Consider the following 24,257-nt stretch of genomic DNA (forward strand, 5'->3'; position numbering starts at 1 on the left):
AACGCCTCGCTCGCCTCGCCGTTGCCCGCGTCAGCAACGACGTCCTGCGCAAATGATCCTGGCCGTCAAAGGCCGACCGCCAACGATACGTCGGCTTGCCGACAGACTGGGCAACGCAATCGGCTCAGACCCGTTCAAGCGTGACCGAGAAGTGTTCGGGAGGTTATGGATCGATGTCGGATGGGACTTCCCGCATTTCCACGGGCAACGAGGGCCTGGACCTCATCTTGAGGGGCGGGCTTCCGGCCAACCGCCTCTATCTGGTCGAGGGGGAGCCCGGGTCGGGCAAGACCACCCTGGGCCTGCAGTTTCTTCGTCACGGCGTCGCCGCCGGGGAGCGTGTCCTCTACATCACGCTGTCGGAGACAGCCGAGGAACTGCAGGGGGTGGCCGCCTCGCATGGCTGGGATCTCGACAAGATCGACCTCTTCGAACTCTCGTCGGCCGAGGAGGTGCTGGGCGAGGACCGCAAGCAGTCGGTGCTGCACGCCTGGGAGGTCGAACTGGGCGGAACGATCAAGCTCATCCAGGACGAGGTCGAGCGCGTATCGCCCACGCGCGTCGTGTTCGACAGCCTGTCGGAAATGCGCCTGCTGGCGCAGGATTCCCTGCGCTATCGCCGCCAGGTCCTGGCGCTCAAGCAGTATTTCGCCACGCGGGCCTGCACGGTGCTGCTGGTCGACGATCTGACGACCAACGAAGGCGGCCGCGACAGCCACCTCCACAGCCTTTGCCATGGCGTCATCACGCTGGAGCGCCTAACCCTCGAATTTGGCGCCGCAAGACGGCGGATGCAGGTCCAGAAGCTGCGCGGCGTCGACTTCATCGCCGGCTATCACGACATGGAGATCCGCCGTGGCGGCCTGCAGGTCTTCCCCCGCCTGATCGCCGCCGAGCACCACACCCCGTTCGTCGGCGAACCGACGCCCAGCGGCGTGGAGGAACTGGACGCGCTGTTCTCAGGCGGCCCCTTGCGCGGCACCTGCACCTTGCTGACCGGTCCGGCGGGCTCGGGCAAGTCGACCATCGCAATGCAGTACATCGTTGCGGCCTGCGCACGTGGCGAGAAGGCCACGCTGTTCGAGTTCGACGAACGGGTCGGCACCTTGATGGTCCGCGCCAAGGCGATGAACCTGGATCTCCAGCCCTTCATCGACCAGGGGCTGTTGAACGTGCAGCAGATGGATCCGGCCCAGATGTCGCCCGGCGAGTTCGCCGCGCTCATCCGCAAGGAGGTCGAGGCGCGCGGCGTGCGCATGGTCGCGATCGACAGCCTCAACGGCTATCTGGCGGCGATGCCCGAGGAAAAGCAGCTGATCCTGCAGATGCACGAGATGCTGTCCTACCTGAACCAGCAGGGCGTCGTGACCTTGCTGATCAACCCTCAGACCGGCCTCGTCGGTGGCATGACCACCTCGCTCAACGTCTCCTACATCTGCGACGCCGTGGTGCTCATTCGATTTTTCGAAGCCGACGGTCGGATCCGCAAGGCGATCTCGGTGCTTAAGAACCGGGGCGGGCCCCATGAGGACACCATTCGCGAGCTTCGCATCGACAGCGGCGGCGTCCGCGTCGGCGAGCCGCTCACCCAGTTCAAGGGCGTCATGACAGGCACACCGGAATATGTCGGCAAAGGCGGTCCCCTGATGGAAGACCGCGGCCTTGCCCAATAGGCGCATCCCCGAAGGCAGCTGCGTCCTGGTCGCGGCCCCCTACGGCAGCGACGCGCAGAACATCGGCCGTCTGCTGGACGGCCGAAACCTGCATTGGCGGGCTTGCCCCACGCCGCAGGCGATCGCCGAGCACCTGAATGAGAACACCGGCGTCGTGCTGGTCACCGACGAGGCGTTGCGCGGCGACCTGTCGGTGCTTCGCAAGGCCCTCGAGCGGCAGGCGGAGTGGTCCGACACCCCCTTCATTCTGCTCGTCGCCCGCAACGCCCGCGCGCCGGGCGGCGCGGAACTGGCGCGTCTGGCGCTCGGCGACCTGACGACCAACCTCATCGTCCTGGAACGCCCCCTGAGCTCTATCTCGCTATTGAGCGCGGTCGACACCGCGCTTCGGGCCCGGGCGCGGCAGTTCGATCTGCGCGATCGCCTGGCCGAGCTGCACGCCAGCCAGGCGGCGCTGATGGCCAGCGAGGCCGAGGTGCGGCTGATCGCCGACGCCCTGCCCGTCCTGATCGGCTTCATCGACAAGGATCTCGTCTACCGCTTCGCCAACAAGGCCTATGCCGACTGGTTCTATCGCGATCCAGCGGACGTCGTCGGCCGCCACGTCGGCGAGGTCGTCGGCGCCGAAGGCTTGGAAAGCCGAATGCCGGCCATGCGCCAGGCCCTGGCGGGCGAGCCCGCCCACCTCATCCTGGCCTGGCCTCACGCCGACGGGCGCCGCCGCGACGCCGACATACGCTATCTCCCGCGCTGGGGCGCCGATGGCCAGGTCGACGGCTTCCACGTCTTCGTCGCCGACGTCACCGACCACGTCCAGGGCGAGGAGATGCTGCGCCTGACGGCCCAGGCGCTGGAGCATCGGGTGCGCGAACGCACCGCGGCCCTGGAGACGGAGATGGAGCAGAGGGCCAGCGTCGAGGCGGCGCTGCGCCAAAGCCAGAAGATGGAGGCGGTCGGCCAGCTCACCGGCGGCATCGCCCACGACTTCAACAACATGCTGACGGGCGTGATCGGGGCGCTCGACATGATCAAGCGGCGACGGGCGGCCGGCCGCGACCAGGACATCGACCGCTATATGGAGACGGCGCTCGCCTCGGCTCACCGGGCCGCCGGACTGACCCATCGCCTGCTGGCGTTCTCCCGGCGCCAATCGCTCGACCCGCGGGCGCTCGACGTCAATGCGCTGGTCCTGTCGCTGGAGGATCTTATTCAGCGAACCGTGTCCGAGCAGATCACCGTCGACTTCCAGCTGACGGCCGACGCGCCGGCCATCGCCGACGCCAACCAGCTGGAAAGCGCGATCCTCAACCTGGCCATCAATGCGCGCGACGCCATGCCCAACGGCGGACGCCTGACCATCGAGACTTCCACCGTCGACATCGACAGCCGGTATGTAGAGACGCGGCCCGACACGAGGACGGGCCGATACGTGGTCATCGCCGTGTCCGACACCGGCGTCGGCATGGCGCCGGACGTTCTGGAGAAGGTTTTCGACCCGTTCTTCACCACCAAGCCCATCGGGCAGGGCACGGGCCTGGGCCTTTCGATGGTCTACGGCTTCGCCAAGCAGAGCGGCGGCCACGTGCGCATCCACAGCCAGCCTGGCTTTGGCGCGTCGGTGAAGGTCTTCCTGCCCCTCGCCGGCGACGAGGCCGCGGCGGTTCCTCAATCAAGACCGCCGGCGCCGGCCGACGGCGCGGGACGCACCGTGCTGCTGGTCGAGGACGAGGCCGCCGTACGCCTGCTGGTCCGCGAGGTTCTCGAGGAACTGGGCTATCGCGCCATCGAGGTGGCCGAACCTCAGGCGGCGATCTCGGTGCTGAAATCCAAAACGCCGATCGACCTGATGGTTTCCGACGTCGGGCTGCCCGGCATGAACGGGCGCCAACTGGCGGAGGTGGCGCGCGACGCCCGGCCCGACCTGGCGATCCTGTTCATCACCGGCTACGCCGAAAACGCCGCGATCCGCGCCGGCTTCCTGGGCTCCAACATGCAGATGATCAGCAAGCCCTTCGCGCTCGACGCCCTGGCGGCGAAGATCGGGGAAATGATCTCGCCGCCTCAATGCCCCTAGAAGCGCGAGCGACGCAGGATCCAGACTCGCGTCGAGAAGCCGACAGACTTGACGGCGGCGTTCGGGCCACGCCAGCCCCGCTCCCATCGAAGTTCGGATGTGAACAGCCCAGGCAGAACCAGCGGGCGCCTCGGCGGTCCGGTGAGGCCAATCGCGGTTATGGCTCTGGCGTGCGGAGAATTTTGCTATCCGCCATACCCCTTATGAGATTGAACGCGGACGCTCCACTCGCCTGGGCCGCACCCCGGAGCGATTGACCCAACGTCGACAATGAGAACAAAAAGGGAATAAATCTGTTCTCGTCTCCATGTCCCGCCCACCAGCCCGCCTGCCGCGCTCGACGCGCTCCGCCGCAAGGTCGCCGTTCGCGCGCGCCTGGGCGCCTGCAAACTCGAGACCTCTTCGGCGCGCTCTCCAGTCGGCAGGACCGCTCAGCTAACCCGGCGATCTGTCATGGGCCTCACAAGGAGCAACATGCCAAGCCAACCCGCCCTCTTCGACCTGCCCGATACGCTGCGACCAGCGCCGGCGACGGGCCTGCCGAAGGGTCTCGCCTATAGGCCCGATCTGATCGCCCCCGCCGAGGAGGCGGCGCTGATCGAGGCAATAGCCGCCCTGCCCTTGGCCCCGTTCCAGTTCCACGGCTATCAGGGCAATCGACGCGTCGTCTCCTTCGGCTGGTCCTACGACTTCGAACGCGGCGTCCTAGAGCCGGCCGCGCCGATCCCTGGCTTCCTGCTGCCCTTGCGCGGCAAGGTGGCGGCTCTGGCAGGACGCAATCCGGACGACTTCCGCCAGGCCCTGGTCATCGAGTACGCCCCCGGCGCCGGTATCGGCTGGCATCGCGACCGGCCGCAGTTCGAGATTATCGCGGGGGTTTCGCTGGGCTCCAGCTGTCCTTTGCGCTTTCGGCGCGCACTCGGCGACGGCTTCGAGCGCGCCACTCTGCGGCCCGCGCCGCGCTCGGCCTATGTGCTGACCGGTCCCGCGCGCGAGGTCTGGGAGCACTCGATCCCGCCAGTGGCGGCTCTGCGATATTCGGTGACCTTTCGCACGTTTCGCAAGGATCAAACCTAGCAAGCGGCCTTGCCAAGATCGAGCGCAGGCCCAGGGCGCCGACCCGCCGGTCCTGATCCCACACTTCCACGTCGACCGCCGAGACATGGTCGAGCAAGGCGAGGCGGGCGTAATCCAGCGCCTCCGCGTGGCTGGCAAAATCGACAGCTCCACGCATCAGGCGGGAGCACGGGGCGATGACCACTCTCTAAGCCGCCAGCGCCCGGAGGCTCGTAGCCGGCGATGGAGGCAAGGTTAGGCTGCATCATGGCGACATGCGGGCGCGAGCATGGGAACGAATTGTTACAAGCGCCCAGCGCCCGGAACGTCCTCTCGCACGAGGGATTGGAGAGCCAGGAGCCTTCCCATGTCCGAACACGCTCGTCACCCCGCGTCCCCGGCGCACCCACGCATCGACATCGACGACCCAATGGAGCTGGCCCGCTGGGCGCATCGTCTGGGCGTGGCGGAGGCGGACGTGATCAGCGCCGTGATCGAGATCGGGCCTAGCAGCGACGCTGTAGCCCAGCATGTTCGCACCATGCGCGACGCCGCCGGCTGAGCCGGCCTTTGCGGATCGCCACCTACAACATCAACAACGTCGGCAGCCGACTGGACAATCTGCTGGACTGGCTGGCCGAGGCCGAGCCCGATGTGGTCTGCCTGCAGGAACTGAAGGCTGAACAGAGCCGATTTCCGGCCGAGCCTCTGGAGCAGATTGGCTACGGCGCGGTGTGGAAAGGCCAGCGCACCTGGAACGGCGTGGCGATCCTCGCGCGGGGCATGACCCCGGTCCTCACTAGAACCGCCCTCCCCAGTGATCCCGATCCAGGGCAGGCCCGCTACATCGTGGCGGCGGTAAACGGCGTCCTCGTCGGCTGCCTCTATCTTCCCAACGGCAATCCCGCGCCGGGCCCCAATTTCACCTACAAGCTGGCGTGGTTCGACAGTCTGCTTTCCCACGCACGCGCTCTGCTCGATAGCGGAGCGCCCGTCGTCCTGGCAGGCGACTACAACGTCGTGCCCACCAAAGCCGACATCTACCCCAAGAATTCCTATGGCGGCGACGCCCTGCTGCGTCCCGAGACCCGTGAGGCCTTCAGCCGACTGCTCGACCAGGGCTGGACCGACGCCTTGAGGGAAGCACACCCCATGGCCCCGCCCTATACCTACTGGTCCTATCTTCGTGAGCGTTGGCCCAAGGACAAAGGCCTGCGCATCGATCACCTGCTGTTATCGCCCAGACTGGCCGATGTTCTCGTGGACGCGGGCGTCGACCGCTGGGTTCGGGGCCAGGACAAGGCCAGCGATCACGCGCCAGCCTGGATCCTGCTCAATCCATGACCTCTCCCCCCGTCACGCCCGACGGGCGTTACATCGTCGTGCGCGGCAGGCTCTGGCGTCGGAGCAATCCCGACCTGCCGCCCGCGCGACGCCAAACCCTGATCGAACAACTGATGACCGCGCGACGGGCGGTGCGCTGGGCGCGCGCCGCCGGCGACGAGGCGGCCCTTGCCGCCGCAAGAGCAGAGGTGCAGGCCGCAAAAGTCGAGCTTGGCGAGCGCGGAGCGGTCTGGTGGGCTGACGGCGCACCGGATCTGACCGGGCGCCAGGCCAAGACCACGCCCTATGCGGATTGGTGGGCGACCCAAGGGGACGGCTAGCGCAGCCGCCCATCGTGATCTAGCCTTCGATCATGCCCCCGCGCCTACGCCCGACCGCTCGCATACTGACCCCGGCTGGTTGGACCGGCCTCGCCATCTTGCTGGTGCTCGCTGCAAGCGCGTTTGCACTCGCCGTCCATTCGCGCATTTGAACTAGGAAGAGGCCGCCGAGCCGCGGCCAGGGGCGCGATAGGGGGGCAGGCCGGTCGCACCGGCGTGCGGCGGGTCAATCCAAACGGCGAACCTAACCACCCGCTCGACCAGACCATCCTGGAGAGCATGGCCGCCCTGCCCGACCTCCTTGGGCCAGCCTCGGGTGTCGTCGATCGGGCCGCAGTGCTGGATCAGCTCAATAGCCTGGCGCAGAACGCCAACTAGATGGTCACCCGCGACCTTGCCGCGCTGGTCGACACCGGCGCGCTGACTCGCACCGGTGCGAACAAGGCCACGCGCTATCATCTGAACATCGCCATCACGCCACTCTCGTCACTCGATGAGCACGACATCGCCTAAGCTCTACCGTCGCAGACCGATTTGGGAAACTGAGATTGAGGCAAGGCCTTAGCTTCGCGCACACGGCCGATGGGAGTGAAAGGGGGAGCTCTGGCGCGCTGATACGGACACCCTAGAGAACTATGAGTGGGCATTGGCGATCTGAATCGCAAGCATGCGTCCGCCATCTAGGTTTGAAACCACAAGCGCCCGCTTCCCCTCGGAGTTGTCGTAGGCCGTCTTTGACTGCGCGGCGACCCTAAACAATGTCTATGGATCGCCTCTGCTCTAGGGACGCGCCCGTGACCGATTACGCTAGGTACGCAGTTCGCAACGTGGTGATGGGCGGCGGTGTCGGCGTGCCGATCGAGCAGTCGCTTCGCGACTGTCTACAGCTGTCGCGCGCAGCCGGTCACCTTCGCGAGGTAATCCAGCTCGATCGGCGTGACGTGCGCCACGCCCTCCTGCTGACCCGTGAGCGTTCTGCGGCCATAGAGGCTCCAGAGGAACTGGTAGAGCCCCCGCGCCTCCGCCGAAGCCCGGGCATTGCTCAGCGACGCGGAGGCCATGGCCGGACCAACGGAGGCCAGCGCCAAGCCCGAAGCGAGGGCAGCACGCCACGACAGCCTCCGCATCGCCCCGACCCTCCAGGCCGCGGCCCCGGCGAGATCAGGCCCGGGCAAGCGGCACGATCTTCAGCTGAGTCTCGACAACCTCTTTCGCGGCTCCATCGATCGGAAGATTGCCCTGCTCCCGTCCCCAAACCTCCCGGAAGGCCGCGACCGTTTCGGCGGCGGTGCTGAGGACCAGCTCCTCAGGCAGCCCCGCCTTGCGAGACATGACGATCAGCTCTTCCTGGCCCAAGTCCGACCAGCGCTTGCTGCGTGACACCTTCAGGGCAGCCTTGTCATCGGGGATGTAGGCCTGGGTCGCGACGAAATCATAGGCCGGCGCCAGGGTCGCATTGATCCCGTCCCGATAGAGCAGGGACCAGTTCTTCAGATGCATGTCGGCGTTGCCAATCAGGGCGCTGAACACCAGCCGTCGGATGAACTCCGTCAGCCCCCGCTCGCCGGTCTCGCGCCAGATCACCCCAGCGATGCTGCGGTAGGAGGCGCGTTCGTACTTGTCCTCCGGATAGACGCCGAAGACCTGGGCGAAATCCTCCGTCTGCACACGCTCGCCTGTCTCGAGACGATCGAAGCGCCGGGTGGCGAACACACCGCCCTCCAGCCGGCCGACATCCGCTGGCAGACCATCGATGTCATCGAGATTGAGCAGCTTGATCTCAGGCGTCTCGATGCCGATCGCACACGCCAGCGACATCATCGCGTACTCGTTTTCTGAGACCCCGGCATACTGAGCCGATGGCAGCTTGACGATCCAGTCGCCGCCGTTGCCGTGCACCGGGATGGTCAGACCCTTCTTCGGGCCGGACAGGGCGGAAAACTTCAGTTGGACGCCGGCGAGCGAGAAGCGCAGCGCCCGATCGTTGCGCGCGGCGGGCGCGGCGTCGCCTGGCCCGCCGGCGCCGACTGGCGGACCTTCTCCGTCCCCTGACATGATCCGCGTCGCCCCAGGCAGGTCAGCGCCGAGCGCCCAGAGCAGAAAGAACTCGCGACTGGACTTCACCCCGGCGCGCTCAGCCAGATAGTCGCGCATGCGCCCTTCAGGGAGGAGATTGGAGAAGTACGGCAGGAGCCGCGTCTGGGTGCTCCTGTGGTCACGAATGAGCCCGCCCGTCGCGCTCTTGAACGACAGGCTCAGCGTCGGCCGCTGAGCGTCGTCGGTATAGTCATCATCGAACGTGAAAATAGAGCGGTCACCGCCCAGGGCCGTGATGGCGCCGACCCTGCGGTCGCCGATCCAGACTTGAAGGATATCGACCATGGCTCAGTCCTCATCGTCCAGCGTATAGGCTGGCCGCTCTCCGGTTTGCTGACCATGAACCAGCTTGTTGCGCAGCGACGCCAGCCGGTCGACGCCCCGGCGAAAACCACCAAGATCACTCCCTGGCTCACGAGCCCGCTCACGCAGGTCCTCGACGATGTCTGTCAGTTCGGCCTGGGCGGGAGACGACTGGAACAGCGGCTCAAGGGGATGAAGATCGCGAGCGAGCGTTTCGAGCCGGTCAAGCAGCGGGTCGTTGGGATAACGGACCCGCAGGTCACGAGCGATCCGCATAAGATCGTTGGCCGCGCCACGGACCGTGCGGGCATCCTGGCCCGCCTCAAGCTCCCGGAGCACGGCGTTGACGCCTGAAAGCGCCGAACGCGGAACCAGGACCGGCTCCAGGTCGAGAATACGAGCAAGCTCAACGAACGTGGCCAGGCGCACGTCGGAGGCCCCGCTTTCGATTCGGGAAAGCTGAGCCTGGGTCAGCTTCATTCGATCGCTGACATCGCGCTGGGACCAGCCCTTACGGCCCCGAGCATCGCGCAGGGCGTCTGTCAGGGCGCGTGTCCGGCTTTCCACTTTGATATACCTTTATGCATCAGATCCCAGCCATCATATAGGAAACTGTATCGTTCCGCCTACTACCATCAGCAGCACGATGTCGTATTTAATATCAATGCCCCATAGCGATACATTTTTCCATATCAAATGGAGTCGAGCCACCCGTTTACCTCGGGCCGCTGGCGCGTCGGCGAACACCGCAAGCCCAGAACAGAAAGGCAGACGCCCTTACACAGCGCTGCGGCTCCGACGCGCCTCCAGCGGCCCGAAAAACCTTCGCACAGGCGGCCAAGCAGCGCCTTCGCGCCGAAGACGGCTCATATCGCCGCGAACACGTCCGCGCCGTAGCTCAGCGCGTCGAGGTGCTTTCGACGAAAGAGATCCAGATAATGGGAAATCGAACCGATTTGCTGCGAACGCTGGTCGCCTCATCGGGCGAAACTACAGCGATCATCGAAGTTCGCAGTTTCAAACCGAAGTGGCGCGCCGCGATGCACAATAGCGAGCACTACGTATTCTCTATTTCACTCTAAACTACGCCAGACTACGACGATCGCATTTTCTTCATCTGCATTATCATGAGAACGATTCCAACCGTCAACACCTACGACATCTGACAGACCTAAAAGACCTTCGAACCTTTTGATTATATCGTGCGCTAACAGTCCTTGGTCCATACCGGAGCGCTAGCGTCGCGTCGGCTCTTCGGCACACGGCCTAATGGTTGCCTACGGGCGGGCACGCGCTTTGATTGGGCCTACGCCCCCGCGCTTTCACGCCGGAACGTAGACGCCTCCCACCATCTAGACGCCCCTGGATGACACCCTAGGCGTGGTGAAAGCTGTCATCAGGTATATTTTCATCCGAGAGGCGATCGAGGAAGCCACCACACTGGCCGCATTCGACTACCGCTCGCAGGCCACCCCATCCCCGTCGCGATCGAGGCCTGGCCGGTATCCCGGCTCGCCCACACGTAGCGGTGCCGCGCCCGCCGCCCGCGCAGCGGCGCAGTTCGGATAATAGGTCGCGCTCGAAGACAAGCTCTGAACCCGCTGTCGCGCGCCGCCCCCGCCTCTGGAGCCGCCGCCGCGATGGCAGTGGTAGTCGCCGGTCTTGCGGTTGGTGTGGCAGCCCTCGGCGTTAAGCTCGCCGCCGTGGGCCAGCGCTTCCCCGACGCTCGCCCAGGTCAGCACCGCCGTCGCCATCGCGATCTGTAGCGCTCGCGCCATGCCCGATCCTCTTCGTACTGCCGGATATCGATAGCGCTTGCCGCAAGCTCTACCATAAATTAGATCGCGCGTCCCTCTCTCGAAAGTCGAGCGATGTGAAGGGGGAAATTTTGAAGAGAGTGATTTGCGTTGCGAGCCTGCTCGCCGCTGCCGCTGGCCGGTCCGGTCCAGGCCCAGAACTGGACGGTGGAACTTAATGGCGCCAAGGCCGGCGACCTCTCCGGAGCAGAGCTTGGCCTCGGCTACACACTGTCCAAAGGCAAGTTCCGGCTCACCCCGATCGTCGGGGCCTTGATCTATCAGGGCGACAACGACCAGTACGCCAGCCAGACCTTGAGCAACGGCCGCACGATCTGCCGCGACACCAGCAACGGCCAATTCGCCGACAAGGAGAACTGCAACAACGTCGCGGCCAAGGCCTATGGAAAGCTCGAAGCGGCTTATCGTATGGGCAAGAGCCTTGAACTGGGCGTCGGGGTGCGGGTCAGCGACGAGACCACGCCCTATGGCGCGCTTGGCGTCTACACCAGCGAGACGCTCGCGATCCGCGGCTTTGCAGGCAAGGACTATTACGGCGCCGGCCTCATCGCCCGCTTCTGATGGTTCAACGTGCGGCGGGTCCCCGCCGCACGCCTTGCGAAGCCAAGCGCCTGGATAGCGCCCGAGCAGTTCATCCACCGAAAAACACCGCACGCCCCGATCCGCCCCCTGGCGGGAATCGTCGCCTCGCCACTCAATCAGGGTTAACGCCGAGATACTGGGGAGGGGTGAGCATGACGATGATCTGGGGCGCTGCGCGCCTTGTCGCCGACCGTCGTACGGACAGCCAGGGTAACGGCGTCATTATCGATGGACGGCGCTTCCTGAGCCTCCATCACCGCGACGGCGCCTTCCTGCGCGGCGGGGGCCATTTCGCCTTCAGCCGCCGCGCTCCCGACGGCGAGCGGACGATCCTGCACATGGAACGCGCAGACGACATCGCCATGATCGCAGGCCCTGGCCACCCGGCCTGGAGCGATGCCCTCAGCAAAGGCATGAACGAGCTCTTGATCAGCCTGACCGATTGACGCCTCGCGGCGGGGGCCCGAAGGCAGGCGAAAACCCCGCCCGACGGCAGCGCGCCTCAGGAATGCCGAGAGGCTTGAGGACCGCTGCTTGCACAATGGCCCGCGGCGACGCCCCCTGCCCGTCCACCCCATCGGCGCAGCCACGGCCCCGAGCACGCCGGGCGCCGAGCGATCGGCTAGGCGGGCCGAGGCGTTTGTGACCACCGGCGTCATCGAGCCGGCGATGGATGGCGCCGATGAGCGCGGAGCAATTCAGGGCAGTGTTCATGTCGGCTGGACGCGACAGACGCCGCCGAGTTTAGAGCCGTCGGCGGCTGAACCCCGATACCCGCGCCAGCACGTCGTTGACCGTCCGGGTCCTTAATCTCAAAGAGCCGCTAGCAGCGCCTCGTTCATGGCCTGCAGCTCGCTGCGCAAGGCGGCGATTTGGGACTCGGTCAACGGCAGCTGGCGCACGACGGAGCGCCGCGCCTCCAGAGCCTTCTCGCGCAGGGCCCAGCCCTGCGGCGTCAGGTCGACCCAAACCCTGCGTTCGTCCACATCGTCGCGCGAGCGGACAAGAAGACCCTTACTCTCCATGCGCTTGACGAGCGGGGTGACGGCCCCGGTGTCCATGCAGAGGATCCGCCGAAGGTCGCCCATCGTCGCCCGCCCGTTCTCTTGCCAGAGCGAGATCAGCACGAGATATTGCGGGTGAGTGAGGCCCAGCGGCGCGAGCATCTCGCGATAGAGCCTGGTCACCAGGCTGTCTGATGTCTGCAGCGCTAGGCACAGCTGCTGATCGACCCGCAATTCGTCGAACGCGCCTTCGGAACCCATCGGGCCCGTGGTGCCAGGATCTTTCTGCGCCATATGTCAGGTTCTAGACCAACTTTGCCGAGACATCAAAAGAGGTCGGCCGGAGTGGAAAATATCGACATCGATATAATCGACTCTTAAGCACCTGTGTGTGAACTAGGACGATGAGCTCGCGCGCATCCTCGCCGTCCCCGCAGGAACCCAACTCGCCCAACCATCTCGTGGTAGTCGGCCCGGCTGAAGCCGACGGCCGCCCGAGCGTGTCGACGATCGTCATCGCCCAAGGTCTTCGCTATTGGCTGTTGGGCGCTTGGGCCTTGCTGCTCGGCGTGTGCTGCGGCCCTTACCTCGCCTTTGGCTGGTTCATCGGCTGCTGCGCCCTGGGGCTGGTGAGGGGGCGCATCGAGCGCGCTCTCACGCGCAGCGCCCGGGTCAGCGTCGGCGCCGAGCTTACCGTGATCGCCACCCTGACCTCAGCGGCCTGGGCTTTGGCCCCGCTGTTGGCGTGGCGAACCCGTGGTCCCTGGTCATTGGTCGCGACCATCACCTTCCTGTTCGCGGGGGTCCTCCTGGTCGCGACCCAGTTTCGGCATCTCCCCAGGCGCGCCCTGATTGTCGCGACGCCCTATCTGGTGGTGCTGGCCTATGTGCTCGCGACCGCGCGCAGCGAGCCTGGGCGTTGGGCGCTGCTGGCGGCCGCGGGCGTGGCGGGCTCGGCGATCCTCACCAAGGCCTTCTTCGGCCGCGTCCACAAGGCGCAGATCGACGCCTTCCAGGCCGAGCAGGCGCGCTTGATCGCGGCGCTGGAGATCGCCCGCGACGAAGCGACCGCCGCCAGCGACGCCAAGTCGGCGTTCATGGCCGTCATCAGCCACGAACTGCGAACGCCCATGAACGGGGTGTTGGGGGCGGCGCAGCTCCTGCGCAACGGCGCCTTGGACGCGCAGGCGCAGGAACTGGTCTCGGTCATCGACGAGCAGGGCCGCACCCTGGCCTGCCTCCTGGACGACATACTGGATTTCGCGCGCATCGAGGCGGGCAAGCTGGAGGTCTCGCTCGTCGATGTCGAGCTTGCGCCGCTCGTGCGCCGCATCACCGCCCTTTGGAGGCCCCGGGCGCAGGAGAAGGGCCTTAGCCTCGAGGTGGCGTTCGCCCCGGATCTCCCTGACGCTTTGCTCTGCGACCCGATCCGTCTGGGCCAGATGCTTCATAATCTGCTCTCCAACGCGGTGAAGTTCACCCAGGCAGGCGGCGTCAGCGTCACCGTCGAGGCGGTCCCATCGCAAGGTTCCGAGCGCCTTTGGATCACGGTCGCCGACACCGGTCCGGGCGTGACGGCCGCCGGTCAGGCCCGTCTATTCCAGGCCTTCAGCCAGGTCGACAGCTCCAGCACGCGCCGCCACGGCGGCGCGGGCCTTGGCCTTGCGATCTCCCGCCGTGTGGCGGGCCTCCTGGGCGGCGATCTTCGTCTTGAGCCGAGCCAGGCGGGCTCACGGTTCGTCATCGATCTGCCGCTGGTGCGTCGCGCAGCGCCCGAGATCCTCGCCGAACCCGAGGCGCCAGATGCAGCCTCCCCCGCGCGCCGGGTCTTGGTCGTCGAGGATCACCCGGCCAACCAGCGCATCCTAGCCGCCTGGCTCGAGGGCCTTGGACACCAGTGCGTCGTGGCCGAGAATGGCGCCGAAGGTCTGGCGGCCGTCCGCCAGGGCGGCTTTGATGTGGTGCTGATGGACGTCAACATGCCGGTCATGGACGGGCTGGAGGCGGTCCGCGCCATAAGGTTCGAGGGATTTTCCGTGCCTATCGTGATGCTCAGCGCCAGCGCCGGAGAAGCTGACCGCGCGGCGGGCCTGCAGGCGGGGGCGGACGGCTATATGGCCAAGCCGGTGCAGTTTGCCGCGCTCCACGCGGTGGTGAGCCGCCTGGGCCCGAATGCTCGCGTTCCAGAGGCCGGGGCCGCGTGATGCGGCAGGGTCCTTTATTTCCGCGGCGATGACGAGCTCACGCAGATCGCCGCTCCAGGATCGTTTTGGAGATCAGGATCGCCGCCGACAGGCCCAGGCAGACGAGGTTGCTGAGCACCAGCGGCCAGCCTCCGCGCAAGAGCCCGTAGATCGCCCAGAGCGTGAAGCCGGCGACCGTGAGGGCGAACATTCGAAGCGAGACTGCTGAAGCATCGCCCTCACGCCAGATCTTGATCAACTGGGGCACGAAGCTCCCCATAGAGCAGAGGGCCGCGCCCAGCCCGATCAGCGCCACAAGGTCAAAATTTCTGGTCATTGCGCGCAGCCTGCCTGCCCTTTGGCGCAATAAGCGATCGGGGCGCTGATGGTTTCACGCCGCCGCGGCCAGGGCCAAAACCACCCTCCTCGCCTATCAAATGATGGCTGCGGCTCGCGATACGAACCTCTGGCGTCGCGCCCTTATCGCCCACCGCTATCCGCCAGGAACCGTCTGACGACGGCTGTGGTTTGGCCTCCAACGGACGACCGCCCTTGGGTGCGTCGCCAAGTCTCAAGCTCAGAGCGAGGGTTTCATGGTTCGCGTCCTGACCGACCATTGCGATGGCCAGACTTGTGCGGCCTTGGAGGCGCGCGGCTGGGAGGTCGTCGACGCCGAACAGGCGAGCCTGGATCGTCTGGGCGACCTGGCGCAGGTCGATTTCGTCATCGCCGGCCTGCGTCCGGACCACTATGAGGAGGACCTGCGCCGGCTCGCCATCCTCAAGGCCGTGTCTCCCGATTTACCGCTGGTGGCGGTGGCGGAAACCCTCGAGCACGACGGCGTGCTGGCCGCCGATGTGCTGATCGACGTTCCGATCCTCCGCTCAGGCGCAAGCCAGGAGCTTCTCGAGGTCGCCCTGGCCGCGGCCGAAACGTAAAGAGCCGGCTTGCCCTGTGGATGGCCGCCGGAGCCGTTGCGCGAGCAGACGATCGTCCGGCGCGCCGCGTCGCCGATGGCGTCAAGGCCTCGGCAGTCGAGCGCCATTTCCTTGCAGATCCTAACGGAGCTTCCCGCGTGAGCGACGCCTATGCCGCCATGGCCGACGATGGTCTCACCCTGCCTGCGGCCGCCTTTGCCGGGCCGCGCATCCTGCTGGCGGGGCCGGTCGACTACGACATGTATCGCCAATTCCGAGAAGCGCTGGGCAGCGCCGACCAGGACCTGGTCATTGTCGAACTTTCGACCCTGGGCGGCGATCCTGAGGTCGCGCGGATGATGGGCGAGGACGTGCGCTTCCACAGCGAGATCTCCCCGCAACGACGGTTCGTTTTCCTCGGCAAGGCGGCGATCTATTCGGCGGGCGCGACCTTCATGAGCTTCTTCGCCTCGGCCAACCGCTACCTGACGCGCGGCGCGAGACTGATGATCCACGAGCGAAAACTCTCCAAGAGCCTGGAGCTCAACGGCCCCCTCACCTCGTGCGTGGCGTCGGTCAAGGCCGTGCTGCACGAGATCGAGCATTCGATCGCTATCCAGAATGAAGGCTTCGCCAACCTGATCGCCGGCTCGTCCGTGGACATGGCCACCGTTTTGAAGCGCGCCCCGTCCAATTGGTACATCGAGGCCGAGGAGGCCCGCGCCCTGGGGCTGATCCGGGCGGTGATCTGAAACGGGGCCGGAAGGCTTTCAAGGCCGCGCGGCTCGCCATAGGCTTTCGAGGACCTGGAGGCTTGCTTGAACGCCCCTGCCCGCCCCGCGCCGGACGGCGCCTTCTTCGCGCCGGCGCATGATGAGACCTTGTGGTCGGACGCGCCCAGGATCACCGGCCATACCGTCGCCGACAGCGACGGCTATGACGTCAAGTTCGTCCAGGTGTGGCTGCGACCGCCGCGCGCCTCTGAGATCAGCGGGTTTGGAAGAACTCCGCGTCCCATCCCCGATCGCGCTCCCGACATTGCGTTTCACAATGTCGGCGACGCCCCACCGCTCGGCTTTTGGCACTTTCATCCCAGGATCGAGGCCTTCGAGGTGGCCTACGACGAGGATGATGGTTCGGCCTGGTGGGTGCGCGCTTGGCTGAGGCCCGCCCCATGATCGCCGCGGTTCGCTCGCCAGTCCGCTCTGCGTCTATCGGCGACAAGGTCGAGCGCCGCGACGAGGGCCTCCAGCCAGAGCTCGCCGCGAGCGTCCTGGGGAGCGTGGCAATGGCCAAACGGCAGGTTCCTGCCGGCCTGGCCAGACCTGTCGCCCAGCCTTAGCGAGCCGGCCATGTGCAACCTCTACAGCCTAAGGACCGGCGACCTCTTCGACCTTTGGTCCAAGGCCCTGAGGCTGCCGGTGGTGTGGGAGGGTCACGCCAGCAATTTCGAGCCGCGTCCAGAGATCCGCATGACCGAGACCGCGCCCGTCGTTCGCCACGTCGCCGACAAGGCCGTGGTGTCCATGACCAGGTGGGGCTGGCAGGGCGCCAAGGGCCCGGTGTTCAACTATGTCAGCCAAGCGCGGGATTTCTCCCAATGCGACCGCGTGCTAATCCCCACCGACGGGTTTTACGAGTTCACCGCGCCGCAAGCCGGCCAGAGGCGCAAGACCCGGTGGCGGTTCAAGATGCCAGGCGACCCGGTGTTCTGGATCGCCGGCATCGTCAAGCATGGCGCCTTCACCATGCTGACGACCGCGCCGGGCGCCGATATTGCGCCCGACCATGACCGTCAGGTGGTGGTGCTGCCCGCGCGCCGCGGCCTGGAATGGCTCGATCTGTCGCGGCCGGCGGCCGAAATCCTCACCGCCCTGCCGCCTGGATCCCTTGCGGTCGAGCGTGACTTCCCGCCGCCGCAGCCCGCCGGGCTTTTTGGATGACAGACGATGCGGTCGACTACTGGCGCGAGGTGGCGCGTCTAGGCGTCATGGCGCTGGGCTTCTCGATCGGCAGGGCCTTCGGCGCGCCTGTCCTGTCGGCCGAGTTCGTCGAACCGCTGGACGGATGGACGCGCCGGGCCGCCAAGGCGGCGCTGGCCCTGCATAAGGAAGCGCAGCTTAGCCAGGACGCTGTGTTGGTCGCCGCCCATGACGCGCTGCTGCAGGCGCTGAAAAGCAGCGCGGCCGTCGCCGAGCTCGCCGCTTACCAGACCCGGCTGGCCCAGACGCTCTGGACGTTCATCCAGGAAGATCCGCCCCGGCTGATCGAGGCCTTGGGCTACGCCGAGGATTAGGGCCTGGTGGTGGCCGGAACGCGGACATAGACCGTGCGCGGCCCGCGCAGCAGAAGGCCCAGCAGAATGCCGACGCCGATCGCAGCGGTCAGCGCCAGGGTGGGCCTTTCGCGAACCTTTTCCTTGACGACCAGCAGGCTGTCCTGGATGTGCTCGCGGCCGCCGGCATAGAGCTCTTCAGCGCCGGTCTTGAGGCTGCCATAGGCCTCCTTCGCCGACGCACCGGCCGCGCCAAGCTGGTCCTTGGCCTTGTCGCGATGGCGCACATTGGCCGGGGAAATGCCGATGTCGGTCATGATGTCTCCTGGGAGGTTGTTGGGCTCGTTTGCCACAACCGCGGGCAAGCCCGCCGGTTCCCTCGCGGCCAATGTGGCGTCTCGGCGGACGGTGGGTTACATCGGAGCGATGTTCACCGCGTTCGACGCCGCCCGCGCAGACGCTTGCGATGGCCTGACGCTGGCCCTGATCCCGGACCCGGCCCTAGCCTCAGCGTTAGGCAAGGCGGCGACCACCTTCGCCGGCGCTCATCGTCTGGTGGGTCGCCAGGCGCGGACCGACCAGTTGGCCTTGCCGCTGTTCGACCTTGGCCGGTACGCGGGCCTTCCTTACGGCATCGTCCGTCAGGCCCAGGAAGCCGCCCGGCGCCTGGTACTGCCCGCGCCGTTCGAACTCATCATCGACCGTGTCGAAGCGGTGCGAGGCCCTGGCGGCGCCTGGATGGCGCGCCTGACAGGACCAGAGACGCCGGCCTTGATCGCCTTGTACGCCGATCTGGCCGCGTCCCTTCGGCGCTCAGGCCTTGGCCGGCGCATCGCGATCGCTTGGAGCGCCGGCGCGCCGTTCCTGGAAACCAACATCGCCTTCCCAACCACGCCGATCTCGCCCATCGTCTGGCGGATCGACGCGCTGTCCCTGCTGCACGACACCCCGCCCCGGCGTCAGGTCAGCCTGGGACGATGGACCTTTGGCTAAGGCTTGGCTGCCGGTGGAGCAAGCGTGCGCCCAGCGGCGTTGACCCGCCATGACAGATCCACTTTCGCCCACCCCCGCGCCCGGCGAGCCGCCGACCGAAATTCCGCCAGGGACGCCCAGACCCGAATTCGACGATCCTGTGATCCCGTTCGAGGATCCAGGCCCGGCCCCGCCCATGCCCAAGCCCGATGATGGCCGCCCCTACGACACGCCCCCGCCTGGCCCTTGAGCTGGCGCGCATGATTTCGCGACCCGCGCCAAGGGCGCAACGCGCTCAGCGGATCGCTGCGACGTTCCGCCTCATCGAGATGGATCAGGCTGGTTGAGGGGGCGCCAGGCTGGAGACCTGGCGCCGGCGCCAAAGCGCCGGCGCACCCCGCTCACCCAGGTCAAGGACGCTCGAGCTACCGGCCGGAAAAGACGTGAACCTCCCCGCCTTCGGCCGCGATTGTGAAGGCATCGCCGCTGATCTCGGCGTCGCGGGCCATAGCCTCGTAATCGATATAGAGCCGCAGGACCTCCGGGATCTGCGTGCTCTCCTCGGTCAGCTCCTGGAGATAGTCGGCCAGGCTCGAAAACCGCCCGCGATAGCCGTCCTCGATCAGGCCTTCGGCCTCGCCAAGGTCGCCGTTGACGTGGCCGAGCACCAAGGCGCCCAGCTCGCCACGCTCGCGCAGGAAAGCGGCGATCTCCACCACCTTGGCCATCGGCGTATATTCGCCAATCTCCACCGCGCCAAAGCCCTCGTAATCGTGGATCGCGTACTCTTCGGCGTCCGGCTCGGGCGAGGCGGCCAGCATGGCGGCCACCGCCGCCAGCACGGCCTCAAGGTCGTCCTCGACCTCGATCCAGGCGCCGTGCAGCACGCCGCAATTGTAGGCGCCGAGGCACGCAACATAGATGCGCGGCTCAAGGATTTCAGCAGCTTGTCCCATGGTCCTCATCCTCAAGGCAGGGGTTCGTCATCGAACCCTTGCCCGTCGGCGAGACCGGGTGTGCAAGCGGAGGGGCGGCTTCGCGGGGACCCGGCTGCAGGGCACCTCAAGGCCCGAAGCTGGGCGGAAGACGATCCGAAGCGCGCCGAGGGCGGAGCCCTAAGCCATCCGGCCGCGGCAGCGGCCGGAGGGAAATTCCGCGCTAGCGCGCTCGCGCGCCAAGGCCCGTGGCGGCGCAGACCACCGCAATGGAGCCGGGCCGATCTTCCCGCTTATTGAAGGGTGCGTCGTCCCAGATCCCCGAGGCGCTTGAGAGGCCGCTATCGCGTCACTGAGCGCGCCGAGGGGCCATGGGAGGGGCGTCAATCTCGCCGCGCCTGCGACGAAGGCGTTGGCGTATCGCTGAACGGCGCGACCATCATGAGAGCTGGCTCCGCCCCATCAGGGGTTGGAGGAGGCGATGGCTGCGTCGCCGACGACTACGGAGTCTTACCCTTGAAGGTGTCGCCAACCTCGGCGGCGCTTGGGCCGTCGGGTCCGGCGGTCTTCTGTTCGGCCTTGCCCGTCTTGATCGTGCCGGCCTCCGAGACCAGCCCAGGCCGATCACCCAGCGGCAACGCCTCATTGGACTTTCGTCCATCGGTGTTGGGCTGTTCGCTCATGGTCTTCTCCTGTCTTGGGTTCGTTCGTTTGTCCGCTGTCGATCAGTCCGCGCCATTGCCCGGGTCATCGGCGCTCGGATCGGATGTCGCGTCGGTCTTGCGGTTCGGGTCGAGCGCCGGCGGCGGCGGCGCTTCCAGGCCGGCATCCTCGCCCGCCGGTTCAGGGATCGTCCCGTTGTCCTGGGCGTCCATCAGCGCTCTCCAGAGCCAGGCTCGGCCATCTTGCGGTGTTGCTCGGCCAGCACGCTCTGGGGCGTCACGGCCGCCATCGCCGCTTGCAGCTTATTCTTGAATCCGGCGACCACGTCGCCCTCGCCCTTCTGCATGGCGCGGTAGCCCACGAGCGCGACATCGGCCGGATCGGCCTTCTTGGGGTCCGCGCCGACCTTGGTGTCGAGCATGTCGGCGCGGTCGAAGAACTCGGTGTCGGTCGGGCCCGGCATCAGGCAGCTGACCGAGACCCCCGTGTCCTTGAGCTCGTTGCGCAAGGCCCAGGCGAAGCTGTCGAGGAAGGCCTTGGTGCCATTGTAGACCGCTTGGAACGAGCCTGGCATCAGACCCGCGATCGAGCCGGTGATGAGGATCCGCCCGCGGTCGCGATCACGCATGTCCCGGGCCACCTGCTGGATCAGATAGACTGTGCCGGTGATGTTGGTGTCGATCACGAACCGGGCTTCACCCCAGTCCTGGTCGAGGAATCCGTGTCCCAGGCCACGGCCGGCGTTAGCCATCAGGGCGTCCACGGAGCGATCGCCGATCAGGTCCACGAGTTGGTCGACGCCTTGCGTGGTCGACAGGTCCGCCTGCAGGCATTCGACCCGCGTGCCGTGCTGCTCCAGGCCGGCCTGGGCCTCGACAATCGACGGTTCGTCGGCGGCGATGATCAGGTCGTAGCCGTCCTCGGCGGCCAGCTTGGCCAGTTCGTAGCCGATCCCCGACGAAGCGCCGGTGATCACGGCCAGGGGGCGTTGATCTCCGATCATCAGGCGGCTTCCTTCTGCCAGTCGGGCTTGAGGACGACCTTGGTCACCTCGTTCTGGTTTTCCTTGAACATCTTGTAGCCGTCCGGGGCGCTCTCGAGCGGCAGCCGGTGGCTGATAAGGAAGGTGGTGTCGATGACCCCCTCGCCGATCAGGTCGAGCAACGGGCGCAGATACTTCTGCACGTGCGTCTGGCCGGTGCGGATCTGCAGGCCCTTCTCCATCAGGGCGCCGATCGGGATCTTGTCGCCCATGCCGCCATAGACGCCGGGGACCGACACCCGTCCGCCGGTGCGGCAGGCCATCAGCACTTCGCGGAGCACGTGGGCGCGATCGGTGCCGATCCGTGTAGCGACCTTCACCGCATCGACCACGTTGTCGATCGAAAAGCCGTGGCTTTCCATGCCGACCGCATCGATGCAGGCGTCCGGCCCAATGCCCCCGGTCATGGCCATCAAGGCCTCGCGAACCTTGACGTCGTGATAGTTCAAGACCCGCGCGCCCAGCGACCTGGCCAGTTCGAGCCGGTGCGGATGGTGATCGATGGCGATGACCTTGTGCGCGCCCTGGATCAGGGCGCTCTGGATGGCGAACAGGCCAACCGGGCCGCAGCCCCACACGGCCACCGTATCACCCGGCTCGATCTGGCAGTTCTCGGCCGCCATCCAGCCGGTGGGCAGGATGTCGGACAGGAAAAGCACCTTATCGTCCTCCAGGCCGTCGGGAATGACGATCGGTCCCACGTCGCTATAGGGCACGCGGACATACTCTGCCTGGCCGCCGGCATAGCCGCCGGTCATGTGCGAGTAGCCGAAGAGGCCCGTCATCGGCGCGCCATAGGCGATCTCGCCCAGGTCCTGGGTGTCGGAGGGATTAGAGTTCTCGCAGCCGGAGAACTGCTGCTTCTCGCAGTGGAAGCACTTGCCGCAGGCGATCACGAACGGGACCACGACGCGTTGGCCCTTCCGCAAGGTCGAGCCAGGTCCGGTTTCGACGACCTCGCCCATGAATTCATGTCCCAGAATGTCGCCCTTCTCCATCGATGGGATCATGCTGTCGTAGAGGTGCAGGTCCGAACCGCAGATGGCGGTCGAGGTGATCTTGATGATCGCATCGCGCGGATTGACGATCTGGGGATCTGGAACAGTGTCCATTCGCACGTCGTGTTTGCCGTGCCAGGTCAAAGCGCGCATCGGCGGCTCCGTCAAATGAGGTTGGGGTCAGCCTTGCGGCGCGGCGTTAGTGGTTTTCGCGGTGGAGATCTCGCCCGTCTCCATCAACTGCTTGAACCGGCGCAGCTCGCGGCGCGCCTGAATCTTGGGTTCCTTCTGGAAAAGCTTGGCGATGAGCTTGCCCAGGTCTCCCCCCGGCGGTTCGTAGACGATCGTGGCGGTCACTTCGGTCCCCCGTCCGGGCGGACCATCGCGAAACTCCACGCGCCCGAAGTTCTTGATGTCGGCGCCCTCGACCGACTCCCAGGCCAGAAGCTCGTTATCGACCTCGTCGGTGATCACGCTGTCCCACGCCACGGTCTTGCCCGCCGGCGCCTTGACCACCCAGCGCCAGCGGCGATCGTCGCTGGGCGTAATGCTTTCGACGCTCTCCATGAAGCGCGCCAGATTGCGAAAATCGCGCCAGAACGCATAGAGCTCGGCGCGCGGCCGATTGACGGTGACGGTGCGTCCGACGAGGGCCGCCTCGTGCCAGCCGCGTTCTTCGGCGATCTCGTGGGCGACGTCACGTTGGTGTACGGCGGCGGTCAGCGGCGCGTCGCTCTGCAGCGCACGGCCGATGGTCTCTTCGGACATCGTCGATCTCCTGGGTTCGGCCGATCAACCGCCCGCCCCCGTCGTTGTTCCGAAAGCCAAGGTCCAGGCCGACCGCCTCCATCAAATGACGGTCCGCGGCGAAAACCGTTCGATCACCTAGGCCGCAAGGCGTTTTCGGTGCGCGGCGCTGAGCCGACTTGTCGACATTGGAACGCGCGCTGGGGCGTGTCGTTTGTGCTGCTCGCCGCTGATGACGCGGCCAGTGCAACCGCGGGAGAAGGCCGGGACGTGCAATATGCGTTCAAGCCGAACCATTTCCCGCCTGAACGGAGTGCCAACCATGTTCGGTGGCGATCGCCTCTCGCGCCTTGGCGGCTTCAGCCCGCAATTTCCTGACGCCGACGCCTTGCACAAGGGCTTGGCGCACTGGAACCACCGCCGCCTGTCGCCCGGGGCGCCGAGCGCGGATTGGCGCTCCGCTATCGAGGAAGAGCGGCTCATGAAGGAGGTCGAGGGCGAGTTCATCGAAGCCTTCCGCGATCTCGTCGCGCCCCTGGTCGATGCGGTCCCGCAAGACGCCGAAGCCTTCGTCTCATGGTTCGAGGCGCTGAAGGACCACGGCCCTGGCCAATGGGATCCCCTGTTCGACTGGCTGCAGGGCGCGGCCAGCCTTGAGGATATCAAGTGGTTCCTGACCCAGGAGGCGGCGGGCGAGGCTGGTTTCGACGATCTGGTCGCCTTAACCCAGGTCAAGATCCCAGACCGCGCCAAGCTCGAACTGGCCCGCAACTACTGGGACGAGATGGGTCGCGGCAGCGCCAAGGGCATGCATGGCCCGATGCTCTCGCGAACCACCGCGACCCTGGGCCTGACCCCCACCATCGACACCACGCTCTGGCAGTCGCTGTGCCTGGCCAACACCATGACCGCCTTCGCCACCACGCGCCGTTATGCGTGGCACTCGATCGGCGCCTTGGGTGTGGTGGAGCTGACCGCGCCAACGCGGGTGTCTTGCGTCGACGCCGGTCTCAAGCGTGTCGGCGTCTCGCCCGAGGCCCGAAAATACTTCGCGCTGCACGCCCATCTCGATATCGAGCACTCCAAGGCCTGGAACACCGAGGCCCTGCTGCCGCTCGTGGACGAGGATCCCACGCGCGCCCGCTACATCGCCGAAGGCGCGGTAATGCGCCTGATCTGCGGCGAGCAGTGTTTTGAGACCTATCGCGCTCATCTTTGGGCCCACACCCACCCACTGGTTTACGCGGCCGAGTGA

General features: G+C 66.3%; 30 protein-coding genes. 17 read left to right on the plus strand and 13 right to left on the minus strand.

The window, feature by feature from the left end; translation table 11 throughout:
* Positions 1-173 precede the first annotated feature (173 nt).
* The 7 genes from P7A99_RS04735 to P7A99_RS04765 all read left to right on the plus strand — a co-directional run bounded on the left by P7A99_RS04735 (position 174) and on the right by P7A99_RS04765 (position 6,980).
* Positions 174-1,673, plus strand: coding sequence for an ATPase domain-containing protein (locus tag P7A99_RS04735; protein WP_347276679.1), 1,500 nt, complete (start codon positions 174-176; stop codon positions 1,671-1,673).
* Positions 1,663-3,747, plus strand: a complete 2,085-nt coding sequence (locus tag P7A99_RS04740) for a hybrid sensor histidine kinase/response regulator (RefSeq protein ID WP_277792788.1) — start codon at positions 1,663-1,665, stop codon at positions 3,745-3,747. Before P7A99_RS04735 ends, P7A99_RS04740 begins: the two co-directional genes overlap by 11 nt.
* 474 nt (positions 3,748-4,221) lie before the next feature.
* Positions 4,222-4,824, plus strand: a complete 603-nt coding sequence (locus P7A99_RS04745; RefSeq protein ID WP_277792789.1) for an alpha-ketoglutarate-dependent dioxygenase AlkB — start codon at positions 4,222-4,224, stop codon at positions 4,822-4,824.
* 346 nt (positions 4,825-5,170) lie between these two features.
* Positions 5,171-5,365 (plus strand): DUF3606 domain-containing protein, encoded by a 195-nt coding sequence (locus P7A99_RS04750; RefSeq protein ID WP_277792790.1) that lies wholly within the window; start codon positions 5,171-5,173, stop codon positions 5,363-5,365.
* Between the two features lie 8 nt (positions 5,366-5,373).
* The gene (locus tag P7A99_RS04755) at positions 5,374-6,147 is read left to right on the plus strand and encodes an exodeoxyribonuclease III (protein ID WP_277792791.1); all 774 of its coding nucleotides are present in this window, start codon (positions 5,374-5,376) and stop codon (positions 6,145-6,147) included.
* Positions 6,144-6,467: a hypothetical protein gene (locus P7A99_RS04760; protein WP_277792792.1), complete on the plus strand. Its 324-nt coding sequence runs from the start codon at positions 6,144-6,146 to the stop codon at positions 6,465-6,467. The genes P7A99_RS04755 and P7A99_RS04760 overlap by 4 nt, the downstream gene beginning before the upstream one ends.
* Positions 6,468-6,845: 378 nt before the next feature.
* Entirely contained in the window at positions 6,846-6,980 is a 135-nt protein-coding gene (locus P7A99_RS04765; RefSeq protein WP_277792793.1) for a hypothetical protein, read from the plus strand.
* Between the two features lie 368 nt (positions 6,981-7,348).
* Here the strand turns inward: P7A99_RS04765 and P7A99_RS04770 are convergent, their stop codons facing one another.
* From P7A99_RS04770 to P7A99_RS04785, 4 genes are all read right to left on the minus strand, one after another.
* Positions 7,349-7,594 carry a hypothetical protein gene (locus P7A99_RS04770; RefSeq protein WP_277792794.1) on the minus strand — a complete coding sequence of 82 codons (246 nt, stop codon included), beginning with the start codon at positions 7,592-7,594 and terminating at the stop codon, positions 7,349-7,351.
* A 34-nt stretch (positions 7,595-7,628) separates the two neighbouring features.
* On the minus strand, positions 7,629-8,849 hold the full coding sequence (locus tag P7A99_RS04775) for a type II toxin-antitoxin system HipA family toxin (protein ID WP_277792795.1): 1,221 nt from the start codon (positions 8,847-8,849) through the stop codon (positions 7,629-7,631).
* Positions 8,850-8,852: 3 nt separating this feature from the next.
* Complete coding sequence (locus P7A99_RS04780) at positions 8,853-9,434, minus strand: helix-turn-helix domain-containing protein (RefSeq protein ID WP_277792796.1); 582 nt, start codon at positions 9,432-9,434, stop codon at positions 8,853-8,855.
* Between the two features lie 887 nt (positions 9,435-10,321).
* A complete protein-coding gene (locus P7A99_RS04785) occupies positions 10,322-10,645 on the minus strand; it encodes an excalibur calcium-binding domain-containing protein (RefSeq protein WP_277792797.1) in 324 nt (107 codons plus the stop codon).
* Between the two features lie 129 nt (positions 10,646-10,774).
* Between P7A99_RS04785 and P7A99_RS04790 the strand changes: the two genes are divergently transcribed.
* A complete protein-coding gene (locus tag P7A99_RS04790) occupies positions 10,775-11,245 on the plus strand; it encodes a hypothetical protein (protein WP_277792798.1) in 471 nt (156 codons plus the stop codon).
* Between the two features lie 173 nt (positions 11,246-11,418).
* Positions 11,419-11,712 (plus strand): hypothetical protein, encoded by a 294-nt coding sequence (locus P7A99_RS04795; protein ID WP_277792799.1) that lies wholly within the window; start codon positions 11,419-11,421, stop codon positions 11,710-11,712.
* 366 nt (positions 11,713-12,078) lie between these two features.
* On the opposite strand, the gene P7A99_RS04800 is transcribed toward P7A99_RS04795, so the two are convergent.
* A complete protein-coding gene (locus tag P7A99_RS04800) occupies positions 12,079-12,564 on the minus strand; it encodes a MarR family winged helix-turn-helix transcriptional regulator (protein WP_277792800.1) in 486 nt (161 codons plus the stop codon).
* Between the two features lie 110 nt (positions 12,565-12,674).
* Between P7A99_RS04800 and P7A99_RS04805 the strand changes: the two genes are divergently transcribed.
* Positions 12,675-14,474 carry a response regulator gene (locus P7A99_RS04805; RefSeq protein WP_277792801.1) on the plus strand — a complete coding sequence of 600 codons (1,800 nt, stop codon included), beginning with the start codon at positions 12,675-12,677 and terminating at the stop codon, positions 14,472-14,474.
* 37 nt (positions 14,475-14,511) lie between these two features.
* Here P7A99_RS04805 and P7A99_RS04810 read toward each other — a convergent pair whose 3' ends face one another.
* A complete protein-coding gene (locus P7A99_RS04810) occupies positions 14,512-14,790 on the minus strand; it encodes a SemiSWEET family sugar transporter (protein WP_277792802.1) in 279 nt (92 codons plus the stop codon).
* 256 nt (positions 14,791-15,046) lie between these two features.
* On the opposite strand from P7A99_RS04810, the gene P7A99_RS04815 reads away from it, so the two are divergent.
* The 5 genes from P7A99_RS04815 (at position 15,047) to P7A99_RS04835 (ending at position 17,666) form a co-directional block, all read left to right on the plus strand.
* Positions 15,047-15,391, plus strand: a complete 345-nt coding sequence (locus tag P7A99_RS04815) for a hypothetical protein (RefSeq protein ID WP_277792803.1) — start codon at positions 15,047-15,049, stop codon at positions 15,389-15,391.
* 137 nt (positions 15,392-15,528) lie between these two features.
* Positions 15,529-16,122: a peptidase S14 gene (locus P7A99_RS04820; RefSeq protein ID WP_277792804.1), complete on the plus strand. Its 594-nt coding sequence runs from the start codon at positions 15,529-15,531 to the stop codon at positions 16,120-16,122.
* 66 nt (positions 16,123-16,188) lie between these two features.
* Positions 16,189-16,548 (plus strand): hypothetical protein, encoded by a 360-nt coding sequence (locus tag P7A99_RS04825; RefSeq protein ID WP_277792805.1) that lies wholly within the window; start codon positions 16,189-16,191, stop codon positions 16,546-16,548.
* A gap of 174 nt (positions 16,549-16,722) precedes the next feature.
* Entirely contained in the window at positions 16,723-17,313 is a 591-nt protein-coding gene (locus P7A99_RS04830) for an SOS response-associated peptidase family protein (RefSeq protein ID WP_277792806.1), read from the plus strand.
* Entirely contained in the window at positions 17,310-17,666 is a 357-nt protein-coding gene (locus P7A99_RS04835; protein WP_277792807.1) for a hypothetical protein, read from the plus strand. The genes P7A99_RS04830 and P7A99_RS04835 overlap by 4 nt, the downstream gene beginning before the upstream one ends.
* On the opposite strand, the gene P7A99_RS04840 is transcribed toward P7A99_RS04835, so the two are convergent.
* Positions 17,663-17,962, minus strand: coding sequence for a hypothetical protein (locus P7A99_RS04840; RefSeq protein WP_277792808.1), 300 nt, complete (start codon positions 17,960-17,962; stop codon positions 17,663-17,665). The two genes, P7A99_RS04835 and P7A99_RS04840, sit on opposite strands and share 4 nt — an antisense overlap.
* Between P7A99_RS04840 and P7A99_RS04845 the strand changes: the two genes are divergently transcribed.
* Positions 17,952-18,638, plus strand: coding sequence for a 2'-5' RNA ligase family protein (locus P7A99_RS04845; RefSeq protein WP_277792809.1), 687 nt, complete (start codon positions 17,952-17,954; stop codon positions 18,636-18,638). The two genes, P7A99_RS04840 and P7A99_RS04845, sit on opposite strands and share 11 nt — an antisense overlap.
* 404 nt (positions 18,639-19,042) lie before the next feature.
* Here P7A99_RS04845 and P7A99_RS04850 read toward each other — a convergent pair whose 3' ends face one another.
* From P7A99_RS04850 to P7A99_RS04875, 6 genes are all read right to left on the minus strand, one after another.
* Positions 19,043-19,573 (minus strand): antirestriction protein ArdA, encoded by a 531-nt coding sequence (locus P7A99_RS04850; protein WP_277792810.1) that lies wholly within the window; start codon positions 19,571-19,573, stop codon positions 19,043-19,045.
* Between the two features lie 479 nt (positions 19,574-20,052).
* Positions 20,053-20,235: a hypothetical protein gene (locus P7A99_RS04855; protein WP_277792811.1), complete on the minus strand. Its 183-nt coding sequence runs from the start codon at positions 20,233-20,235 to the stop codon at positions 20,053-20,055.
* 42 nt (positions 20,236-20,277) lie between these two features.
* Positions 20,278-20,427, minus strand: a complete 150-nt coding sequence (locus P7A99_RS04860; protein ID WP_277792812.1) for a hypothetical protein — start codon at positions 20,425-20,427, stop codon at positions 20,278-20,280.
* On the minus strand, positions 20,427-21,218 hold the full coding sequence (locus tag P7A99_RS04865; protein ID WP_277792813.1) for an SDR family NAD(P)-dependent oxidoreductase: 792 nt from the start codon (positions 21,216-21,218) through the stop codon (positions 20,427-20,429). Before P7A99_RS04865 ends, P7A99_RS04860 begins: the two co-directional genes overlap by 1 nt.
* A complete protein-coding gene (locus P7A99_RS04870; RefSeq protein ID WP_277792814.1) occupies positions 21,218-22,408 on the minus strand; it encodes a zinc-dependent alcohol dehydrogenase in 1,191 nt (396 codons plus the stop codon). Before P7A99_RS04870 ends, P7A99_RS04865 begins: the two co-directional genes overlap by 1 nt.
* Before the next feature lie 27 nt (positions 22,409-22,435).
* Positions 22,436-23,023: an SRPBCC family protein gene (locus P7A99_RS04875; RefSeq protein ID WP_277792815.1), complete on the minus strand. Its 588-nt coding sequence runs from the start codon at positions 23,021-23,023 to the stop codon at positions 22,436-22,438.
* 301 nt (positions 23,024-23,324) lie between these two features.
* Between P7A99_RS04875 and P7A99_RS04880 the strand changes: the two genes are divergently transcribed.
* Positions 23,325-24,257, plus strand: coding sequence for an iron-containing redox enzyme family protein (locus tag P7A99_RS04880; RefSeq protein WP_277792816.1), 933 nt, complete (start codon positions 23,325-23,327; stop codon positions 24,255-24,257).

Source organism: Caulobacter endophyticus, from assembly GCF_029543245.1.
In the GTDB taxonomy this organism is placed as follows: domain Bacteria; phylum Pseudomonadota; class Alphaproteobacteria; order Caulobacterales; family Caulobacteraceae; genus Caulobacter; species Caulobacter endophyticus_A.

Excerpts from the sequence above, each read along its gene's own strand:
- P7A99_RS04875 (WP_277792815.1), bottom strand. The coding sequence starts at position 23,023 with ATGTCCGAAGAGACCATCGGCCGTGCGCTGCAGAGCGACGCGCCGCTG.
- P7A99_RS04775 (WP_277792795.1), bottom strand. The coding sequence starts at position 8,849 with ATGGTCGATATCCTTCAAGTCTGGATCGGCGACCGCAGGGTCGGCGCC.
- P7A99_RS04745 (WP_277792789.1), top strand. The coding sequence starts at position 4,222 with ATGCCAAGCCAACCCGCCCTCTTCGACCTGCCCGATACGCTGCGACCA.
- P7A99_RS04750 (WP_277792790.1), top strand. The coding sequence starts at position 5,171 with ATGTCCGAACACGCTCGTCACCCCGCGTCCCCGGCGCACCCACGCATC.
- P7A99_RS04870 (WP_277792814.1), bottom strand. The coding sequence starts at position 22,408 with ATGCGCGCTTTGACCTGGCACGGCAAACACGACGTGCGAATGGACACT.
- P7A99_RS04830 (WP_277792806.1), top strand. The coding sequence starts at position 16,723 with ATGTGCAACCTCTACAGCCTAAGGACCGGCGACCTCTTCGACCTTTGG.
- P7A99_RS04845 (WP_277792809.1), top strand. The coding sequence starts at position 17,952 with ATGTCGGTCATGATGTCTCCTGGGAGGTTGTTGGGCTCGTTTGCCACA.
- P7A99_RS04785 (WP_277792797.1), bottom strand. The coding sequence starts at position 10,645 with ATGGCGCGAGCGCTACAGATCGCGATGGCGACGGCGGTGCTGACCTGG.
- P7A99_RS04765 (WP_277792793.1), top strand. The coding sequence starts at position 6,846 with ATGGTCACCCGCGACCTTGCCGCGCTGGTCGACACCGGCGCGCTGACT.
- P7A99_RS04865 (WP_277792813.1), bottom strand. The coding sequence starts at position 21,218 with ATGATCGGAGATCAACGCCCCCTGGCCGTGATCACCGGCGCTTCGTCG.
- P7A99_RS04855 (WP_277792811.1), bottom strand. The coding sequence starts at position 20,235 with ATGAGCGAACAGCCCAACACCGATGGACGAAAGTCCAATGAGGCGTTG.
- P7A99_RS04760 (WP_277792792.1), top strand. The coding sequence starts at position 6,144 with ATGACCTCTCCCCCCGTCACGCCCGACGGGCGTTACATCGTCGTGCGC.
- P7A99_RS04835 (WP_277792807.1), top strand. The coding sequence starts at position 17,310 with ATGACAGACGATGCGGTCGACTACTGGCGCGAGGTGGCGCGTCTAGGC.
- P7A99_RS04880 (WP_277792816.1), top strand. The coding sequence starts at position 23,325 with ATGTTCGGTGGCGATCGCCTCTCGCGCCTTGGCGGCTTCAGCCCGCAA.
- P7A99_RS04840 (WP_277792808.1), bottom strand. The coding sequence starts at position 17,962 with ATGACCGACATCGGCATTTCCCCGGCCAATGTGCGCCATCGCGACAAG.
- P7A99_RS04770 (WP_277792794.1), bottom strand. The coding sequence starts at position 7,594 with ATGCGGAGGCTGTCGTGGCGTGCTGCCCTCGCTTCGGGCTTGGCGCTG.
- P7A99_RS04805 (WP_277792801.1), top strand. The coding sequence starts at position 12,675 with ATGAGCTCGCGCGCATCCTCGCCGTCCCCGCAGGAACCCAACTCGCCC.
- P7A99_RS04800 (WP_277792800.1), bottom strand. The coding sequence starts at position 12,564 with ATGGCGCAGAAAGATCCTGGCACCACGGGCCCGATGGGTTCCGAAGGC.
- P7A99_RS04795 (WP_277792799.1), top strand. The coding sequence starts at position 11,419 with ATGACGATGATCTGGGGCGCTGCGCGCCTTGTCGCCGACCGTCGTACG.
- P7A99_RS04815 (WP_277792803.1), top strand. The coding sequence starts at position 15,047 with ATGGTTCGCGTCCTGACCGACCATTGCGATGGCCAGACTTGTGCGGCC.
- P7A99_RS04810 (WP_277792802.1), bottom strand. The coding sequence starts at position 14,790 with ATGACCAGAAATTTTGACCTTGTGGCGCTGATCGGGCTGGGCGCGGCC.
- P7A99_RS04860 (WP_277792812.1), bottom strand. The coding sequence starts at position 20,427 with ATGGACGCCCAGGACAACGGGACGATCCCTGAACCGGCGGGCGAGGAT.
- P7A99_RS04850 (WP_277792810.1), bottom strand. The coding sequence starts at position 19,573 with ATGGGACAAGCTGCTGAAATCCTTGAGCCGCGCATCTATGTTGCGTGC.
- P7A99_RS04735 (WP_347276679.1), top strand. The coding sequence starts at position 174 with ATGTCGGATGGGACTTCCCGCATTTCCACGGGCAACGAGGGCCTGGAC.